At 56.2% G+C, this 20,799-nt stretch carries 11 protein-coding genes; 5 read left to right on the top strand and 6 right to left on the bottom strand.

The genetic code is table 11. From position 1 onward, the window contains the following. Positions 1-1,236 precede the first annotated feature (1,236 nt). The 5 genes from K2F33_RS08390 to K2F33_RS08370 are packed head-to-tail and all read right to left on the bottom strand — an operon-like array spanning position 1,237 to position 10,946. The gene (locus K2F33_RS08390; RefSeq protein WP_263881418.1) at positions 1,237-1,902 is read right to left on the bottom strand and encodes a beta-mannanase; all 666 of its coding nucleotides are present in this window, start codon (positions 1,900-1,902) and stop codon (positions 1,237-1,239) included. A gap of 19 nt (positions 1,903-1,921) precedes the next feature. After that, positions 1,922-3,202 (bottom strand): vWA domain-containing protein, encoded by a 1,281-nt coding sequence (locus tag K2F33_RS08385; protein WP_263881417.1) that lies wholly within the window; start codon positions 3,200-3,202, stop codon positions 1,922-1,924. 37 nt (positions 3,203-3,239) lie between these two features. After that, positions 3,240-5,726 carry a transcription initiation factor TFIID gene (locus K2F33_RS08380; protein WP_263881416.1) on the bottom strand — a complete coding sequence of 829 codons (2,487 nt, stop codon included), beginning with the start codon at positions 5,724-5,726 and terminating at the stop codon, positions 3,240-3,242. 3 nt (positions 5,727-5,729) lie between these two features. Next, a complete protein-coding gene (locus K2F33_RS08375; RefSeq protein ID WP_263881415.1) occupies positions 5,730-9,119 on the bottom strand; it encodes a tubulin-like doman-containing protein in 3,390 nt (1,129 codons plus the stop codon). A gap of 42 nt (positions 9,120-9,161) precedes the next feature. Next, positions 9,162-10,946 (bottom strand): vWA domain-containing protein, encoded by a 1,785-nt coding sequence (locus tag K2F33_RS08370; RefSeq protein ID WP_076173004.1) that lies wholly within the window; start codon positions 10,944-10,946, stop codon positions 9,162-9,164. A 342-nt stretch (positions 10,947-11,288) separates the two neighbouring features. On the opposite strand from K2F33_RS08370, the gene K2F33_RS08365 reads away from it, so the two are divergent. The 4 genes from K2F33_RS08365 to uvrA all read left to right on the top strand — a co-directional run bounded on the left by K2F33_RS08365 (position 11,289) and on the right by uvrA (position 16,894). After that, on the top strand, positions 11,289-11,438 hold the full coding sequence (locus K2F33_RS08365) for a hypothetical protein (RefSeq protein ID WP_163880163.1): 150 nt from the start codon (positions 11,289-11,291) through the stop codon (positions 11,436-11,438). After that, on the top strand, positions 11,431-12,366 hold the full coding sequence (locus K2F33_RS08360) for a hypothetical protein (protein WP_263881414.1): 936 nt from the start codon (positions 11,431-11,433) through the stop codon (positions 12,364-12,366). Before K2F33_RS08365 ends, K2F33_RS08360 begins: the two co-directional genes overlap by 8 nt. A 15-nt stretch (positions 12,367-12,381) precedes the next feature. Beyond that, on the top strand, positions 12,382-14,172 hold the full coding sequence (locus K2F33_RS08355; RefSeq protein ID WP_263881413.1) for a hypothetical protein: 1,791 nt from the start codon (positions 12,382-12,384) through the stop codon (positions 14,170-14,172). A gap of 178 nt (positions 14,173-14,350) precedes the next feature. After that, entirely contained in the window at positions 14,351-16,894 is a 2,544-nt protein-coding gene (gene uvrA, locus K2F33_RS08350; protein ID WP_263881412.1) for an excinuclease ABC subunit UvrA, read from the top strand. 115 nt (positions 16,895-17,009) lie between these two features. Here the strand turns inward: uvrA and K2F33_RS08345 are convergent, their stop codons facing one another. Then, positions 17,010-19,394, bottom strand: coding sequence for an Ig-like domain-containing protein (locus tag K2F33_RS08345; protein WP_263881411.1), 2,385 nt, complete (start codon positions 19,392-19,394; stop codon positions 17,010-17,012). A gap of 251 nt (positions 19,395-19,645) precedes the next feature. Between K2F33_RS08345 and K2F33_RS08340 the strand changes: the two genes are divergently transcribed. Then, on the top strand, positions 19,646-20,701 hold the full coding sequence (locus K2F33_RS08340; protein WP_263881410.1) for a serine hydrolase domain-containing protein: 1,056 nt from the start codon (positions 19,646-19,648) through the stop codon (positions 20,699-20,701). Positions 20,702-20,799 lie beyond the last annotated feature (98 nt).

Raw genomic sequence — 20,799 nt, 5'->3', positions numbered from 1 at the left:
CGCTGATGCCTTTTCGTAAGCCGGCTCCAAGAGCCGCTGATGACCTTTCGTGAGCTGACTCGAAGAGGCGCTGATGACCTTTCGTAAGCTGGCTCGAAGAGCCGCTGATGCTCTTTCGTGAGCTGGCTCGAAGAGGCGCTGATATCTCACGTTTTGCGGAAGCAAAACATCGAGAATAGCTTCCTCCAACCGTGGCAGAGAAGCTAAAGCCCGCTCCGATGCCGGATCATTCTTCCGATCGCTGTTGCCTCCAAATTTCCTGAATTGATTAACCCTATTAAAGGTGGAAATTCCGAGGCAAAGGCGACCGCTGCCGCTTCTCCAGAATGGTTCCTTCCTCTCCGCTGGGTCATCTCCGGCAGCATTTTTATCCCTGGGCCTTGCTCTGCTTTAGGCCAATGGAGTTCTGTTACTTTGGCATTCAGCCGTTCAGGCCAGCCTGCCCTTAGCGCTATGATGGTCCAGGTTGCAAATTCTAATCTCTGCTCATTAAGGTTCCAAGCCCTAATCTTTAAGCTCACTCTTAGGCTCTAAGCTCTTTCTCTCTAAGCATTTCTAGCACTTCTCTCGAAGCACTGCTCCCTTAATGTATACGTCCTGCTCATCTATTCGTTCTGGTCATCTATTATTTCTGCTAATCTATTTGTTCTGCAGGTCTAACGTATAACTCTACCTCGAACCTTCAAACTCCATTCTGCAGCTTTGCAGGTCGATTCCGCAAGCTTGCGCACTTTTAGTTCTGTAATTCGCCCCTCAAAGCTAGTAATCCGCCTGTGAATCCAATTCCGTTCACTCTAACCCTTAATTTCACTAGTTTAATAGTTCATATGTTTAATCTCTATATTTTATCGCACATTCCTGCCCACAAGGTAGCACCGTACGGCATGCCCCGGATCCCTGAATCGGCTTGCACCTGCCATCTTCGAGCTATCCAGCTTCTGCCTTCTCCTCTGAGTCTGCCCACAATGCTCCCAGCCAAGCGAACATAGGGCACCCTGTGTCCGCCAACAAACGCTCCCTGCCATGTCGATATGAAGCATCCTGAGTCCACCCACAAATTGCCCCCTGCCATGTCGATATGGAACATCCTGAGTCTACCCACAAATTGCCCCCTGCCAAGCGGAATATATGGACCGGAGAGTTTACGTGCTTCCTTTGAAACCGTGTTATTCCCTTCCTATCTCATCAAAATAACACGATTTCAACAGAAGCCGGAGGTGCTTATATGGAGCGACCCTAGCGTCCCTGCACCAACTCGAAGAGCTGCCCGTACTTCTTCCCGTCTGTAAAAAACAGGCGCACGTAGTCGTTTTTGCCCACCTCGATGGCGGGCAGCACGTTTTTCCCCGCCGCGAAATCCATGACGAACGGATACACCGTTCCGTCTTCCTTGTGGGCGGGGTAGCTTCCCTGCTTCTTGACATAGCAGAGCGCTTCCTTCGGGATCGGGACCTCGGTCGTCACCCGGATTTCCACGGTCTTGAACTTCTGCAGCCATCCGCCCTTCTCGCGGATGGAGACGGTCACGCGGGCTTTGCCTGTGCTGAAGACGGCACGATTGGCTCCGTCAGGCTGGCGGAACAGGACGGCATCGCCTTGTTCCGTTACCGAAGCATAGACGGTGTAGATGACGCGTCCGACGCCCTCGATCCGGTCGTGATAACCGTTGTTCGCTTTGTATTCGTTTCGGGTATACAGCCTCAGCTTGTCGGAAGGCGAATCGGACGAAGCCGAAGCTCCGCCCTCTCCCGCGTCCTCCGCAAGAATGTCAAAAGCTCTGCCGATGTACACGGCCTGAATCCCCTCCGGCCACTGCCAGCGGAGGGTGCAGCGATCCTCGTCCAGCTGGTGGGATAAGCCGCGGATGACCGGGTCGCCCGGCTGTGCATCGATAAACCGCATAAGTCATGCGCCTCCCTGCTTAGAATCCTCTGCTCGTGTTGTCTTTCTGGCGCCGGTCGAAGCCGGACTGCGTCCGTCCGGCCTGGCCCGGACGCTGAAGACCGGCCGCCAGCTTGCCGTTCTCCTTCACCGGAATGACGCCGGTGAACAAGGCGAGCACGCCGGCCAGGATCAGGCACGACAGCAGGCGGACCATCTCGTCGCCGATGGTGTGGCCCGACAGGCCGAATTCGAGCACGGCTCCGGCGATCAGGCCGGACACCACGCCGCCAATACCAAAGCTGCGGGCCAAATACCGGTTGTCAAAGATCAGGCCGAGGGACAAGCCGATCGCCCCGCCGATGATGGCGATGAAAGCGATGTGCAGCATCCGGTAATAGACGCTGTCCTGCGTTGGGCCGGTCCGTTCGGTCAGAAGCGTCCGGTCGCCTACGTCTTCATAGATTTGCTGGAAGACCGGTGACAGGTCGCCCGCATTGGACACGTCGTAATACTGCCCGCCCGTCTCCCGGGCAATATCCTGCAGCAGCTGCGCCCCATCTGCCTGAACCAGGCTGAGCCCTATCGTGTTGACGGCGATTTGGCGCTGCTTGTACGCCGCGAGGGCGCTGTTCAGGTCCACATCGCTGATGCCGTCCGACAGCAGGATAACCATCGTGTTCCGGCTGGCGTCATTCGTTTCCTCGATATGCTTCATCGTATCCGCCAGCGCCAGGCTGATGTTCGTTCCCCCGTCGGTTGCTTCAAGCCCGTCAATTTCGGAGATGACCTTATGTTTGGCATCCTTATTTTTGACCTTCATAAACGGCTGCAGCAGGGTCGTCTGGTCGTTAAAGACCATCACCGCCACCCGGTTGTCACTGTCCATCCGGTTGATCAGGTTTTTGGCTGCCGTGTAGCGGTCGTTGTCCGGGTCAGTTTCCCCCATGCTTCCGGAGTTGTCGATGACCAAAGCAATGTCCTTGACCGGCTTCGCATGGCCGGGATTGATTTCATAGACGAACTCCAAAACCAAACCAAGCACGAAGACCAGCACCAGTGTGGCCGGCACGAGCAGTTTCCAGGAAGTCCCCATATACCGCTGTCTCCAGGACGGCCCATTCAGGCGGGGTGACATCATCTCCGCGATCAGGCACCCGGTGCCGATGCAGAGAGCCAGTATTCCCAAATATAATCCAATGGCCACGATTCGCGGAAGATCGCTGCCCCACACGTGCAGCACGACCTCTCCGATGACGTAGCCGGCCGCGCCGCCAATCAGGCTGAGGAGCAGCAGAAGCAGATTGATTTTACGCTGCATGATACCATGCTTCCTTTCTTAAGTGGCGCCCGGGCTCTTACCGCAGCTCCGGCAGCTGCCCGGGATCCACACCGTGAAATTCGTAGCCGTTCTGGACGTACGTCTCATAATAGGCTTTGCCGTTGCGGTAATACATTAAGTCCTCCAGATGGAATCCGCCCATCAGGTTCAGCTTCTCGACGCCGCTGCTGCGCTTCTCGTGCACGACCCCGAGCTTGTAGATGCGCGAAGTCTCGTCTGCCCCTAGGGCATACCGGACGAATTCGCTGCTGGCATCGCCAAAGAAATACTTTTCCTCATAGCGGTGCTCCTGCGTGTAGTCGAACAGCCGCACGTTAATGACCGCATGCTCCTCAAGGGTTCGGTACAGCATCTTGAACAGGTCTTCCTTCGACAGCACCTGCTTGTTGCTGTAATCGATCGTTACATTGGCCCGGCGCAGCAATTCATCCTCAAAGGTCTGATCAAAAGGCTCCGCCGTCAGCAAATCACGTGCCACGACAGCAATGAGCCTCTCCAGCAGTCTGTCGGTCCCCGCAGCTGCCAATGCGGACAGGTTCCCGACATAACGGTCCTCGAAAAAGATAAACGGCCCCCTCTTCGCCTCCAGGTCGCGCATGATGTCTTCCGTCACGAGTCCGTAATACTCCATAATGTTCTGCCCGATATAATCGTCGGCAGCCCGAATGCTCTGCTGCGCGGAGCCATGCAGCTCACCCTCCAGCTGCTCCAGCCGCTGCGCCTGCCGTTTGTAGTGGCCGTGCAGACGCTCCAACTCCACCTCGTAGCGGCGGTACAGCTTCAGCTCGGTCTCCAGAAGCAGCAATTCCAGCTTGCGCTGATAGATGGTCTCCAGAAAATAGCGGATAAAGCTCCGCACATTATGCTTGTCCATCAGCGGCCGCTTTGGAAAAGGCAGGTTCCCCACCTGCTCGCCGTAATACCGGTCGAGCTCGGCCCGGTCAGCCTCCAGCTGGCCGGCCATATCGCGGATCCGGGCCCGCAGCGCCTCCAGCACACCGCCTGCCCCGTCTTTCTCGCCGGTCCATGCCGCAATGTGGAACACGCTGATCTCCGGATGCTCCGCCATCTGCTGCCGGATGACGGAATCCAGCTCTTCCGCCCCGTCCAGGCGGCCCAGCGCTTCGCTTGCCTCCTGCTCATAGTTGGCTTGAAAATACCGCCGGCATCCGTCACCGAACAGCGCCTCCTCCGCTTCGCGTACGGACATGCCTTTCAGCGAAGCGAAACCGACCGGCCGGGTCATCATGCCGTTCATTTCCTCGATCCGGCTGCCGTCCGGCATCACATGGTCCACTCGCGACGAAACCGCCGCCGGATCCAGCCCGAAGAACGCCAGGCGTTCCTTGATGCCGAGCTCCCTTCCGGTCTTCATCCGCAGCAGCAGCTGGCTGTAGAAATGGTACAGCACCGTCAGGGCAATCGGCTGGTTCGGCCGCTTGACCCGGGAGAAACCGGCGGAGACATAGCCCTGCCGGCCGGACTCCGTCATGATGTTATTTTTGAAGGAGGTATTGTTATAGCTTCCTGCCTGACCGTCGACCTGATGCTCCTTCTGCTTGCGGTTCTTCAGCAGGCCGAGGTGGCAGATGATCTCATAGTTGTCCTGCATGCCGCCAGGATCGGCGATGCCGCGCTCGTTTTTGTCCGACAGCACGTACACCAGATCGAAGAGCGGCGAAGCCGGATGCGTCACCGGGATGGACAGTCCATCCTCCGTGACGTGCAGCGGCGCAGAGAACGTGTACTCGGGGCGCTGCATCATGTCGAGCTCCCGCAGAAAAGCCATCCCTGCCGAGCTGGCATATCCGAACGACTCCAGCTGCTCCCGTTCGCTGATCAGCGCGTACAGGTCCATCTGAACCGACTTGAAGGACTGGCTGAAGATCGACTGGGTCAGCAGCGAAATTTCCGGTATGAACACATTAAGCGGGTCGTCGACCCGCGTAATGACAGAGAGATGGATCCGGTCGAATGAGGAATACATCCGGCCGTAGCCCGCAATATGAGACTCTAGCCGGCGGATCGCCTTATTCAGCTCGAACAACTGCTTTTCGTTCCGGTAGAACGCCCGGTACAGCTCTTTGCGTATCGTTTTGGGATCACCCGGCACAGCGGAGTCGTCCAACAGAAAGCGGCTCAGCAAGGAACCGCCGTCTTCGGAGCGCACTTCGCCGAACCCGTACCCTTTGGCTTCAAACCGTCCATTCGCATGACTTTCCTGGGAGGCCGTGGACGCCAAAGTGCCGTGGGTCTCGTCTGAAGCGGCGGCCCCCCGGTCGCTGCCGGATGCCGTGCCGACATGGAAATACGTCACTCCGGCGCTGTTATCCCACTTTTGCCGGTGGATCTTCATGATCGGTCCGATGGCGTCCGCCGTCTTGTCGCCGATAAACAGAAGCACCGCCGGGTAATGGATGCTGCTCTGGTCGTCTCCCTTACCCGTCAGGCTCTCCTGGGCCGCGGCATAGCTGGATGCAAACCGCTCTAAAATGCCGTTCATCGCTTACTTCAGCCTTCTGCGGATATCGTTCAGCTTGGAAGAAATCTGTCTGTAGAACTGATAGCGGTCTTCCCCGTCCGCCAGCTCCACCTTCTCGTATTCGAGACGGTCGCGGGCTTCCAGGAAGGTCGCCGACAGCTCCTCCAGCTTGGTGAGCAGCGGGGTGATATCCTCCGAAGCGGTCAGCTCGGCATCCCGGCGGGACGATTTGCGCAGCAGGGTGCTGCGGCTTTTCTCATCCAGCCCGCGGAAATGCTTAAACACTTCGTATTCGACGTAATTGACGCTTTTCAGCAGATTGGCAAACGGCTGCCACGCTTCTTCTTCCGGGTCGCGGTCGTAGACGTACAAGGCGCCCTTCTTGCAGATCGTGCCGGTGTACATCGCTTCGATAAACTGGTCCAGCCATTTCTCCTCATCCTGATGCTGGCTGATGATGTCTTCCAGCTCGGCAGCCTTAGCGGCAATGGCTGTATATTTGGCCAATTCGGCCCGTACCCGGGCGATGAGCTCCGGCGAACGGATCAGGTTCTCCTTGGCCAGCTCCTCATTGATCGAGCCGAAGATATCCTTCGATCCTTCCCGCTCCAATCCCTCGCTCAAGTAACGCTTCAGCTCGGTCAGTGCTCGCTTCACTTCGCCAAGATTCGGCTTGGCGGCATTCAGCTGCATGTCGTACGCGCGCAGCGCAGACTCCACGTCAAACGGCTTCGTAAACACCACCGCGTAGCGGTTGCTGGTGTTCTGGTCGGCATCCTTCAGCTGAACCACCTTCAGCTGCAGCGCCTGGTCGAATTCGGTGCGGACACGGGCGTTATAACTCTGCACCCGCGGGTTTACGTAGGTCTCGCCCCACGATTTTTCCGGAATCGGCGAAGGCAGGTACGTCCAGTTCACACGATCGGTCTGCACCAGGTGGCGGCCGATGCCTTCTTTGTCCAGAATCGTGCGTTCGTAGCTTTCTTCGTACACCTTAAGCGGCGTATACACAAACAGCGGCACGCCATTTTTCGTATTCAGCCAGAAGATCCGGTTCTTCACTTCGCTCTCTTTGACGGTAAAATGCGATTTGCCCACCGAATTGTTCTGATAATTGCGGATCCCCTTCAGGATGCTCGGCGCCTGCACCGGCACGGAGACAAAGCCCCAGGACGGGAAGTACAGATTGCCTGCGCTGTTGCTCAAGTGGAAGACCGGCACGGCCTCTTCGTCCAGCTTGCTGGCGATGTTCCGCTCCACAAACTTCTCGATCGACTCCTCCTGGCCGAACTTCATGATCAGGAAGTCTTCCATCGAGCGGGTAATGAGGTCGCCGAACTTGTCAGTCAGAAACTCCGAAATGGAGCCGACCACGTCGATCTCCTGCTCGCGAATCCAGCGATTGGAATGGTCCAGCAGCTCCTTCGCAAAGTCGCGGATCAGATCGTCAACATCCTTCTGCTCCATCATGCGGTTAATGACCTTCGAGATGTCGGGCACGCTGACCAGATTCCAGTAGTAAGTTTTGTTGCCCTTGTGATCCTGCTGCTCCTCCCCGTTCAGGAGAATGTCTCCGTTTTTGGCGAAAATGGAGTTCAGCGCGTTCAAAATATCGGTATATACGTTATAAATACGGTTGTTTTCCTTGTTCAGCAGATCATACAGATCCTCGTAGAACTCGATCATCTGCTCGGTACGCTCTACGTCCGCCATCAGCCAGTATTCGTTGATTTTGGCCTCGATGTAGACGTTTTTCTTCTTTTCTTTGGATACGAAGGCGCTCTTTGCATCGCCCAGACGCTCATCCGCCTGCTCCCGGGCCACCTCGATATCCCGCGGAATGCGGGTCAGGTTCTCGCGCAGCGTCTCAATATAGGAGAGCAGCATTTTGAGCAGGCTGAACCCCTTCTCTGTGTAGATCAGGCGGGACACGTAGAACGGCCCTTGCTGCGGGTGCAGGAACATGCGGCGGATCTGGTCGCTGAACTGCGCCACGATTTCGCCTGGCAGCTGCTTCTTCGCCTTGATATATTCCTCACGGGCCCGCGCCAGGAAATTTTGTTCCAGCTCGGTGTCCATGTTGATGACCTGATTTTTAACAACGTTCGTGTAGCTCAAGCGCTCGCTGTTCTGGTAGCCGGGCAGCGGCTCCGGCACGCGCGATTCAAACGTCTTCACCATCGTGTCGAGATCGACGCCAAGCTTGCGGGCGAACTTCTCCACGTCTTCCTGATTCGGCGCTTTTTCGAACATCGTCTCCATTTTGCCGAACAGGCGGTACGCCAGGAACGTCGTCATTTCCTCAATCGGAAGCACGGCCGACGAGGCGCCGATGATGTTGTAATCGTAGTTGGCCGGATACGCCTTGTTCATTTGGGCGATATTCGTGCGGATGTTGCTGATATAGTCGTGAATGGCGAATTCTTCGCCCGATTGCTTTTCCTCGCTCGCCATGAAGTTCGTAATGTTCTCGGCGGTGACGTTCATGCAGTAATCATAGGCATTTTCCAACAGCTTGCCTTCCGTGTTGGTCGCCGAAATCAGATGGCACAGGTTAAACGGCGGCAGCGGCGAGTTGACCGTGAGAATGTTGCCGTACTGCTGTTTGAACCGCTCCCCGCGCGCATCAACGTTCATCCAGTAGTCGAGCTCTTTGAGGGCTGCATAGCCGTTCTTCTTGATGTACTCACGCGTATGTTCGCTAAGGCTCTTGTTCGCCAGGTTGATATCCGGCGTGAACAGATAACCGAGCGTGTTGACCCGGTCGATCCCGGCGGAGCCATGGTCGCGCTCGATAATGCCGCGGACGATATAGGCGATGTCCAGGAAGCAGCCGCTTCCGGTACCGCCGGAGAGGCCGGTCAGCAGGAACACCATCAGCTTCTTGTTGGTGCCTACGGACAGCGTCTTGATCTTCTTGTCGATGGCCTGCACGACCTGGTTGATCTTCGTGAAGAGCAGCAAGCGTCCCGCCTGGCGGACGCCCGCCGCGCCGTTCATGCCGTCGGTGATGCTGAGCTCGGGCGACAGCCAGTCCGTAATGTACGGCTCCAAAATGCTGCGGTTCTGCAGCAGTCCGCCGATCTCGGCGTTCGACAGCAGCACGAATTCGTTGATCGGATCGAGACCCACGCCTTTGTAGCGCTTGTTCCGGTCCTGCTCGTTCGTTTCAAAAGCCAGGAACTCGACGTTGTCCGGCTTGTCCATTTTCTTCTTGGAGAGCGGATCTTCAGGCAGCTTAAAGCGCCGGTTGATCTGGTATTTCAGACGCAGCAGCGCATCAATGCCGGTGCCTCCGAGGCCGATGATCAGAATCGGGTTGTCAATCGTGTCCACCCGGATTTTTTCGCTGACGATACCGCCTCCCAGCGACACGTCCAGCTGCTGTATATGTTCTCTAACGACCGGTTTCATAGATTCCCCTCCTGGAAAAGGTGCACGGATATGAATAACCCGTTACACCAAATATTCAAATTGTATCGTTTTGTCGATCTGCTGCAGTGACACGCTCAGGCGGTCACCGCTCTTCAGCTCCACGCCGGCAGAAGCATCCAGCACACGGCCGGACCGCTCAATCGTGCAAGGTGAGGCATTTTTCAGCACCAGGCGGTCGTTCTTGCCCGGCGTAAACATGATTTTGTCGGTTTCCTTCAATTCCGGCGCCAGCTGCAGCAGCTGGTGCAGGTTGAACTTGCCCCGGAATGAGGTCAGCTTCTTATATTGCGGGTACGTCTTCTCCCCGGTATTCTCGTCGCGGATCTCGATGACCATCTGCCCGACAAAGCCCCGATTCGCCTTCTTCACGGCATTTAAAATGAAATACGCCGCGGCCGCGATGATCAAAAGGGCAATAACCCCGATCACGACGAGCATCGTAGGGAACGGTTTATCCTTGGACGCTCCTGAAGCTGCCGTCCCGGCCCCCGTGCCCGCAGCCGCCGGCTTGGCGCTGACGGTAACCGGCTGGGTTTCGCGGTAGAAGCTTTGGTCTTCCGCACGCACCTTCAGTTCGTACTGGTGCTTGTCGGTAATTTTATAAGAACCCTCGAAATGGTCTCCTTGGTTCGTCAGCTTAACTTCCTCGGTCTTGCCCGTATCGAGGTCCTTCACCAGAAGCTTGGCGGCCATGCTGCCATACAGCGCCTGATCCTGAAGCTTCTGGCCGCTGCTGACCAGATACGACTTGATCTCTATCGTGTCACCCGGCTTCACCGATTTGGACGGCAGCGGATCCATCGTCAGGTCCAAATCATAGTTAAAGACGAGATTGATGTCGATTTTGTCCTTCGGAACGCCCTTCACCTGGAGCTTCCAGTCGCCCTGCTTAGGCTTCAGCAGCTTGATCAGGGAGTACGTCTTCGACTTGGAGCTCAGCACGTTCGCCGAAGGAATGGTCTGAGCCGTCCCGGCAGGATCGGTTAATTTCACGTCAACCGGGCTTCCGGACATCATCGAAATGTTCGCTTCCAGCACGTTCGCATTCGGAACGCTGATGGTCACTTCCTGATAGCTGCCGTTCGCGGTGATCGACTGCACCGGAACGATCTTCAGCTTCTGGTGGCTGGCGAAAATTTCGCTCAAAATTTGCGGCAAATCATCCGCCGAGCTGGTGGAGAATGATTTGGCCCCGGTCTGGCTGGCCAGATCCGCCAGGGCAGCCTTGTTCAGCTTGCCGTCGGCGTTCAGCCCGATCGTATAGATCGGGATGCCTGCCTGCTTCGCCTCCTGCACGGCGGCACTCAGCTGCTGGTCGGCCTGCTGCTCCGTCTTGCCCGATTTCGGGTCAAGCTCATTGTTGCCGTCCGCCAGGACGACGATCATCGGCTCGTGGCTCTTGTCCATGCCCTGTTTCAGCACCTTCACCGCTTCATCCACGCCGACCGAAATGTCGGTATAGGCGCCGCGGTCAAGCTGGTCGATGAACTGCTTCAGATCTTCCTTGTCCGCCGCAGACTGGATTTCAAGCAGCGCCTTCTCCCGCTGGATCTTGTCCGTATAGGAGACGATTCCGACCTTGTCCCCCTGGGCGGACAGCATGTCGATGAACATCTTCATCGCCTCGCCGCTGATCCGGTTGGGATCGCTAGCCTTCATCGAATTACTGGCATCCATCACCAGTACAGCGTCAATCTGGGATGACGGCTGCCCGGCAGCCGATACCGCCGGCAGGAAGCCGCACCATGACACAAGCAGCAGCACCCCGGCCAGCAGGCACAGCGTCCATTTATTTTTTAAATGCATAGCGTTTCTCCTTCACAACATTAGTCTTCGGTTTCCAATATTCGAGGCCAGTATTCCGCAAAATTCGACCTTTCCAAGCCGTAAGAGTGCCATTATTAACTCTAGGCAAAAAGTCTTAAATATTCCTTAAGAAACGATAAAAAAACGTGAAGTGACGTTTCTAGTTTCATTCCATATTCAGTAGAAACTTCCATGCCGAGCGCTAAAATATCCCAATCTATAACATTATGATATAATTATACCTGCCAAAGTTCAATGTTTACAGGAGCTCCGCGGATTGTAGGCATTAGGACCTAACTAACAACTTGCATAATTATCCATCCGATAGAAAGGAATATTGATATGATTGCTTACGGATGTCTCGCCGTTTTGTTTCTTTTTGTTTTGATCAAATCCGTCAATTATTTCAGACGCCAGAAGACCGCGCCGCTTCCGGAAGAGCTGGACGAAACGCTGCTCACCATTGCCAACCCGGGAGACCGCCATGGTTAAGAAGAAGCCAGTACGTCTGCGCCCTTATTATAGAACGAGATATGCCTATCAAAAGTTAAGAGTTTGCAAACATTGCCATCATTTTACCGTCCTGTGGGAAGACACTTGCGCCAACTGCGGCCGTCACGCGCTGATCCCAGTCATGGACCAGGCGGCGATTAACGCCAAGCGGTCGATGCAGACGGAAAGGCTGGCCGCCCTTCTGCTGACGCTGGTGGCCGTGCTGCTAAGCCAGACATTCCTGCAGATTGCCGTCTGCCTGGGCGGGGGCCTCCTGCTGACGGTGCTGCTGTGGCTGCTCCAGCGGCGCATGCTGCCGTCCGAGACGCGCCGCCAGCTGGACAAGCTGCTCCACGGCAGCCAGCGCCTGATCCTGGAAGGCATCTATTTGAATCTGTCGACCGCCTCGGCCGCCATTAAGGATGACGAGCAGATCGGGTACGAGATTCTGCGGGAGATTGCCACCATCGTGCATAACGACCGGATCCGGCTGCAGCAAATCGTGCTGCTCCAGTCGTTCGTGCTGCGCAAAGATATGGATCTCGAGCTGGAGCCGCTGCTGATCGAGGACTTCGATTCCGATCTGGCCGCTTATATCGGCGAAATCGCCAAGGTTAAACGCGAGCTGATCAAGGCCAGCGCCATTCGTTATCTGCTCATTCATGAGCGTTACATCCTGCAAATGAAGCAGGGTGCCAGCATTATGACGGCTGCGGCCGGCGCCGCTGTACGGATGAAGAAGTACGTGGATATGTATCCTGATTTCATCCGGCGCTACGCGCGCGGTCTGCCGCGGGAGCGGTTTTTGCGCCTGTACCAGATCGTGCGGCGCAATCCGGACCAGTCCTGGGACGGCTTACGCGACGAGGTATCCGCCATTTATAATGAAAAGTACCGCTGGGACCCGGATTTTCAAAAATGGGAATAAAGAGGCCATAAAGATATGACGATGAAAAACGCGCTAACCCTGCGTAATTTGTATATTTTGCTCTGCGCCGCAGCTTTGGTCCTGATCGGAGTCAAGGGTTATGACATGAACCGGAAGATCGATTGGGTCGCCACAGCGGGTCAGTACTACGACCGTAAAGATCTGATCAATGCAGAGGAATGGTACCAAAAAGCCGCCGCAAACCGGTCCATACGCTATAAGGAAGATTTGGTCGCCTCCCGGCTGAAAGAGCTTGAGCCGATCACCTCCATGAGGCAGTCGCTGTCCCGTTTGGATCAACGCGCGGAAACTGCTGCCAGAAACCGGGATTTTGACGGGCTTATGAATGTATACGCCGACTTGGTTGCCGCCAAGAAGGAGTATATGGCTGCGAGCCAGCCGCTTGCCGCCTACTATCCGAAGATCTCCGCGATGTACGGCATTTCGGAGGATCTGACCAAGGATTTCAAGCAGTTCCAATCCCTCTTTTACCAGCAGGCGAAGGATCAGCTGGCCCAGGGGAACGTTAACGACAACGCCTTTAAATGGAATCTGCTGGCCATTCCGGCGGAATTTTACGGCGGTGCGGAAGCCAAAAGCAAGCAGTTAAGCGGAAAATTTCAATCGTATGACGAGGCTCTGATGGCCCGCATGGCGGGTGCCGGGCAGTATCAGAACATGCTGGACTGGTCGCTGTCCATGATGGCCGAATACAAGAGCCGCAGCTTTAAGGCGAATTGGGTAAAGGAAAAGGCCGACTCCCTCACCCGCACCCTGCTCACAAAGGACGTGCAGGGAGAGCAGGCGGCAAACTTTGCCGCCCACGCCAAGATGTACACCGCCTACATGGCCGGCGCCGGCATGAAGCAGTCCGCCGTCCAGGATTACATCACCCGGCAAATCGGCACCTGGCTGAAGGGCGCAGACCGCAAAGTGAAGAACCATAAGTATGAAGAGGCGATCGCGATTTACCAAGCCTTATCCGGCTACGAGGATACGGAAGACAAGATCAAGGCGGCCCAGCTGGCCTGGACAGTTCACGATCCGGTCCGCCTGCTGCAGAGCGCCGATCCCTCCCCCTCCTACGACTTCGTCAGCGGAGGAGCGGATCGCTTCGGCGGCAAAGCCTATGCCATCGGGGCGGACGGCAGCAACACCGTCTATTTCACCCGGATGAACAGCGATGAGACGGTGCAAGGTTACAGCAGCCACGATTTCCCGCAGGGAGCTGCCATCCGGAAAGTCTCCATCGAACCGTCGCTCAGCACGGGCAGCACGCCGGTCATTCTCGTCGAAGCGGACTCAACGACCCGGAAGGCGCTGTATGCCGCTTATGAAGTCCGGGAGAACGGCATGGTCCAGCTGTTCCAATTCAGCGCGGACGGCTATAGCGTTCAATCGGACAAGTCGCTCCTGGTGACGAATCCGGAGATTGGCGGAGACAGCGTGACCGGCGGGATGGACGCTGCCGGAGGCACGGCACCGGAGGCGATATATGAGCGGCGCGGCGACGCCTATGAGTTTACGGGCTTCCAGCAGGACTTTACGGATATCGTAGCGACCGACCTGCCGTCGCATCTTGGCGAGAAGGTTCGCTTTACGATCTATATCGTCCAAAGCGGCCAGGGCGAGGCGCTCGCGGAAATGGAAGGGTCGTATATCAAACTGAGGGGCAATTTCCAATTCACCGAGGGCAGCGTGACCGTCATCGGAACCTATAACGAGTCCGAGGAGATGTACCCGGACGGCGATCAAACCGTCGAGCCTGTGAACGTACCGGTCGTAGACGTGGAACGGCTGGAGTAGATTCGACGGCCAAAGACCAATTTTAAGAACGTCCGTGAACATTAAAAGGCTTCCGCTTCGGCGTGAGGCCTTTTTTACTATGCCATCCCTCCAATTACGTCATATTTTGTCGTATATATGAATTATTCTAAAACCATCCAGTGTACCGTATAGCAAAACGAAAGAGAGGGATGGATTCGTGGATGAATATATCGAAATCGAAGGGGCCCGGGAGCATAATCTGAAGAATATTTCGCTCCGCATTCCCAAACGCAGGCTGGTCGTGCTGACGGGCTTGTCCGGGTCGGGCAAATCGTCGCTCGCGATGGATACGCTGCAAAAGGAATGCCAACGGCAGTACATGGAGTCCATGGGGATGGTGACGGATTTCATCAGCAAACCACGGGTGGATTCCATCCGCGGCCTGTCCCCTTCCATCAGCGTCAGCCAGCATGTGACCAACAGGAACCCCCGGTCCACCGTCGGGACCGTTACGGAGATCTATACGTACCTGCGCGTGCTGTACGCCAAGCTCGGCGTGCGGGTATGTCCAGCTTGCGGTCAAAGCATTCACCCCGTCTTCGAAGACAGTCCAGCGGTGTCCGAAGAAGTTCTTGAACCATCGGAAGATGCGATTGAAGAGCCCAAGCATATGCCCTGCCCGCACTGCCATGCCTCAATCCCGAAGCTGACGATGGCCCATTTCTCCTTCAACAAGCCTGAAGGAGCCTGCGCGACCTGCACAGGAATCGGCATCGTGACCGATATTGCCGTGGACCGGCTTTTGCAGGAAGACCGCAGTATCTTGGAAGGAGGCGTAACGCTCTGGGACGGCTGGGTTCGCGAATACTATGCGGACGTGCTGTCAGCGGCATCTAAACATTACGGTTTCCCGTACGAGCCGCACCTGCCCATCCGCGATTATGGCGCGATCGCACGCGACATGCTGCTCTACGGCGCAGCCAGTGAGCAGTTCCAGCGCCACTTCCCCGGCGTTAAGCCCCCCAAAACCGTGGGGAAGGGCAATTTTGAAGGCTTGATCACCCATTTGCTGCGCAAGTACAGGGAACATGACGGAGACCCGGAAGAATCGGGCTCTAAAAAATTGGACCCGTATTTTATGAAGCAGATCTGCCCCGATTGCCAGGGATCGCGATTGGGGAGAGAGGGCCGGCTCGTTACCATTAGGGGTACGACTATCATCGAGGCGGCTTCTTACACCCTTCTCCCGCTCTATGCCTGGCTCAAGCAGTTGAAACAGGAGCTTCCAGGCGAAAGCCTGGCTGTATGGGAGCCTATTTTCAACGGATTGGCGGACCGCATCCAGCGGCTGATCGACGTCGGGCTCGAATATTTGTCGCTGGACCGGAAGGCGAGCACGTTGTCCGGCGGGGAAGCCCAGCGGCTCCGGCTCGCTTCGCTGCTCGGATCGGGCCTCACCGGCGTATTGTACGTACTGGACGAGCCAACGGCCGGTCTCCATCCGCGGGATACCCACAAGCTGATCCGGGTGCTGAAGCGGCTCCGCGATTTGGGAAATACCGTGCTGGTCATCGAACATGACACTGAGGTAATGAAGGCCGCGGACCATCTGATCGAGATTGGCCCCGGATCCGGAAAAGAAGGCGGGACCGTCGTCGGCACCGGAACGCTCGAACAGTTGAAAGCAATCCCCGGATCCGCTACCGGGCGGTATCTGCGGGAGGTGGACATCGCCCACCCTCCGGTTACACGGAGAGCGGGCAGCGGCAGCAAGCTTACGATCGAGCAGGCTTCCGCCCATAACCTGAAGCAGCTGACCGTCAGCTTTCCGCTCGGATGCCTGATTACAGTGACGGGAGTTTCAGGTTCGGGCAAATCCACCCTTCTCTTCGATATCCTCGAACCTGCGGCAAAATCCCATCTTCGTTTGTCCGGCGATATGCCAGGCCAATACGGACGCATCACCGGCCTGGAGCTTATCGACAAGGTCATCGCCGTTGACCAAGCCCCGGTCGGGAAGATTTCGCGATCCAATATCGCGACCTACACCGACCTGTTTACCCCGATCCGCAGCTTATTCGCGGAGCTGCCCGAGGCCCGGAAACAACGGCTGAGTCCCAAGCACTTCTCCTTTAACACGCCGGGCGGCCGGTGCGAGAAATGCCGCGGCATGGGCACCCTGCAGCTGGATATGCACTTTCTGCCGGATGTGGAGGTACGCTGCCCCGTTTGCCTGGGAAAACGGTTCAAAGAGAATGTGCTTGCTGTTCAGTACAAGGGATTTAGCATTTCGGACATTCTGAACCTGACCGTCTTTGAGAATGCCGCCCTCTTTGAGGAGCCGGTAATAACCGACATGCTGAACCTGCTGGGTGAAGTGGGGCTCGGCTACCTGCAGCTGGGGCAGCCCACGACGACGCTGTCTGGCGGAGAAGCCCAGCGGATCAAGCTGGCGAAGGAGCTTGGCAAAAAAGCCAGAGGGCATACCTTGTACTTGCTGGATGAGCCCACGACCGGGCTTCATCCCAGTGATGTCCGGCATCTGTGCCGTCTGTTGAACCGGCTCGTGGACGCCGGCAACACGGTCATGGTGATCGAGCACCATCTCGATCTGATCGCCGCGTCCGACTGGATCGCCGATTTCGGACCCGAAGGCGGGGATGCCGGAGGGCAGTTGGTCGCGCAGGGTACGCCGGAAGATGTGGCGGCCGTTCAGGCCTCATATACAGGCCGCTATCTGGCCGAGCATCTGTCACGCTGATCGTGCTTCCCACTCGCCATTGCTCCTGCAGCTTGCGCAAGCAAAAAAGAATCACCCACAGTCACATGGACTATGGGTGATTCTTCATATTCGGATCGCTTTGATCCGATTATGTCTATTGCACCGTCACGACCACCTTGGTCGATTTGCCGCCGAAGCTGACCGTGATCGTCGCTTTGCCTTTGCCGTTAGCCGTGATCTGGCCGTCCTTCACCGTCGCCGTCAAAATTTTGGAAGACTTCCAAAGGGCCGGCTTGGAGACGTCCACATCGGTTCCGTCCATGTAGGTCGCCGTGGCCGCCAGCGTCAGCTTGTCGCCGACGTTCAGCGTCACGCTCACCTTGTCAGTCTGCAAATATTTCAGCGTATCCACTTCGACCGGAATCCGGACCGTCTTGTTACCGTACTTGGCCGTCACAGTCGTTTTGCCGTAAGCAGCAGCGGTAATGACACCGTCGTTAACCGACGCTACTTTATAGTTTCCGGTTTTCCATTCCGCCTTGGATGTCACATCCTTGGTGCTGCCGTCGCTGAACGTCACTTCCAGCTTGACGGTGGCCGTTTTATCCTTGGCTTTGCCTACCGTCTTCAGCGATACTGCGGTCTCGCTCGCCTCAATGGCGGAGATGACGTCGACTTCCACCGGGATCGTTACTTTCTGTCCGCCGTACTCAGCGGTAATGTTGGCTTTCCCGCTCTTCAGACCGGATACCAGGCCATTATTGTCTACCCCGGCAACCGTGGAGCTGCTCGACTTCCAGGACGCTTCCTTGGTCACGTCCACCACCGTACCCGTCGCATCCTTCGCGGTCAAGGTCAGCTGCTTCTTGTCACCGGCGGACATGATCACGATCGTATCCGACGCTTTCAGGTCGCTGACCAATCCGACTTCCACAGCCATCGTGTACGATTTGCCTTCGTACTTGGCCGTAATCGTCGCGGTGCCTGTCGCCACGCCCGTGATGAGTCCATTTTCATCGATGTCGGCAATTTCCTTTTTGTTTGTGCTCCATTCCACCTTGTCCTTGGACGAGATCGTCTCGGCCGGACGGTCCGCACCGTAATCCAGCACGATGCTCGCCTGGTAGGTGGCGTCTACCTTCAGGGACAGCTTCTTCACCGGCAGCGAGATGCTGAGCGGCATGTCGACTGCTACCGATGTCGTTACCGTCACTCCGCCATAGGTGGCGCTGACTTTGGATTCCCCTTTTTTGAAAGCCGTCAAATTCCCGCCGCTGACAAAAACGACGTCCTCATTGCTGGATTTCCACACGGCTTTGCTCTGAACCTTCTCGGTTTCCCCATTCGCATAGGTAGCGATCAGGTCCAGCTGCTTCGTCTTCTCACCTGTCAGGCTCAGTGCAACCTTCTCGACCAGATCGAGGTGGCGCGGCACGTCAACGTCGACATTAATGGCCACGCTCTTGTCCCCGTATTTGGCGGTAATGATCACTGCACCCGGCGCGATGGCCGTGATAACGCCTTTGTTTACATAAGCGACCTTCTCGTCGCTGGAAGACCATACAGCGTCTCCAGTAATATCCACCGGATCCTTGTCCGGATACACCGTTTCAACCTTGATCGGCTGTGTGGTGGAGTCCCCTGCATGAAGGAAAATATCCTGCTTGTCCGCTTTCAGGCGGATCGTCTTGTCGACATCGACCTGAATCGTTGCCGTTTTCGTACCGTACTTCGCCGTAATCGTCGCGGTTCCCGGACCGTAAGGAGTAATCTGCCCCTTGATGACGTCCGCCACGCCTTCGTTGCTCGACGTCCATTCAGCGTCGGCCGCAACATTATCCTTGGTTGTGCCATCCGGATAAGTCGCTTTCAGCGTCACTTGCACCGGTGTCTTCTCGCTCAGCAGCATGGACACCTGCGCAGGGTCCGCATCGAGCCGCTTCACCACTTCTACGCTCACCGGAATCGTTACGGTCTGCTTGCCGTACACCGCCGTCAGCGTAGCCGTACCCGGACCCACCGGCGTCACCGTTCCGTTCACGACCGTCGCCACGCTGGCGTTATCCGTTGACCAGTCCGCTTTGCCGGAAACTTCCTCCGTATTGTTGTCTGTATAGGTTGCGGTCAGCTTGATCTGGGGCTTGTCCCCCAGCTTCAAATCCAGGCTCTGCACATCTTTCGTAAGCGCCTTGACCTTCTTCGTTACAGTCACCGACACCGATTCGGATACGTCCCCGAATACGGCTGTTACCGTTGTCGTACCTTCGCTCTTAGCGGTTACGGTACCGTTATATATGGTGGCAACTACGTTGTTCGAGCTGCTCCAGCTCGCCTTTACCGTCAAATCTGCCGTTGAATTATCCGAATATACACCCGTCGCGGTTACTTTCGCCGTATCGCCGATTTCAAGGGTAAGCTCATTTTTGGACAAAACCAGCTTGGTCAAATCCGCCGTGGCGGCCCAGGTCGTTCCGGCATAGGCCATGCACAGCACCATAACCAGGGACATGACCAGTACCCTTTTTAATCTGATTCGCAATGTAAATTCCCTCCAATTCCCTAATTTTGAGTAGAAACAAAAAAAGACCCTACCTCTCATATCGGTCAGTCCAGCCAAAAATGTTAGTTTTTTGGAGATTTTCTGCATTTTTTCGATAAAAACCGCCGTTTGATTCTAGAATTTGCGCGTCACGCACGCTAAAAAGGGGTAATCCTCTAATTGGTAAACCTTCTAGCGAAACCTGTAAGGGGGTCATGGCGTCTAATTAAGATAGGAGGTGCCATAAGCGCATGATCATTCCTGACCATGAAATCATTGAAGAAGCCAACTACCTGGTGCAGGAGCATTACGGGGAAAGAAACCCGCTGAGCGTCACCATCGGCATTTTGGAGAACGGGGACCATTTTTACACCGGCTGGGGACAACCTCCGGGCTTCGATTACGCATCAGCCATCTATGAAATCGCATCCGTAACGAAAGTTTTTACGACCTCACTTCTGTGTATCCTGCAGCGTCAGGGCAAACTGCAGCTCAAGGATACCGTAGGCCAATACATACCTGAAATCGCCTCTAACGCCAAAGTCGGCGCCATCACGCTGGAACAGCTCGCCACGCATACCTCCGGACTTCCACGGCTGCCGGCCGGTCTCAAGCAGACCGTCACCGACAAACTGAACCCGTACCAAAACTACACCGAGCAGCATCTGCTGCAGGACCTGCTGAAAACCAGACCTTCGTCGAGCGGAAGCTTCGAGTATTCCAATTTGGGCGTAGGCCTACTTGGGCTTATCTTGAGCCGCTGCACCGGCCGGAGTCTGGAACAGCTTATGCGGGAAGAGATCTGCGGACCGTTATTTATGGAGGACACGCTCTTTGAACTGAACGATGAGCAGCAATCCCGTCTCCTCCCGGTGTATACGGCCAACGGCAAGCCGGTTCCCCATTGGGATCTGGGCGTTCTCGCCGGCGCGGGAGGCTTGCGTTCCACGGCGCATGATCTGCTCCAATTTGCCAAAGCGAACGTCGGCATGGGCTCCGCCCCAATCACGGCCGCGCTTCGCGACGGGCAGAAACCCCGCCACCGGGTACGCCGCGGCGAGGATGTCAGCCTCGGATGGATGGTCAAAACCGGCATCTACCACGACCGGATTCACTGGCATAACGGCGGTACGTACGGCTCAAGCAGCTTCCTGGGCTTTCACATGGAAAAAAACACGGCGGTCGTCGTGCTGTCCAACAACGGCAGCTTTGCGATGAAAATGCTGTCCATGATGAGGCAGCAGAAACGGCATGTGGACGAGATCGGCTTCCAGCTGTTCAAGCAGCTGACCAAAACGGTCTATTAACCGGTCTAACCGTATCCTCATGTAAAAAATCCTTAATAAAATATACAGCCAAAAAGGCTGCCTCCCGGATTGCTCGCAAGCCCGGTTGTAGGCAGCCT

The sequence above is a fragment of the Paenibacillus sp. PSB04 genome, assembly GCF_025809195.1.
Lineage (GTDB): Bacteria > Bacillota > Bacilli > Paenibacillales > Paenibacillaceae > Paenibacillus_AQ > Paenibacillus_AQ favisporus.
This window is presented reverse-complemented; position numbering and strand designations above follow the sequence as displayed.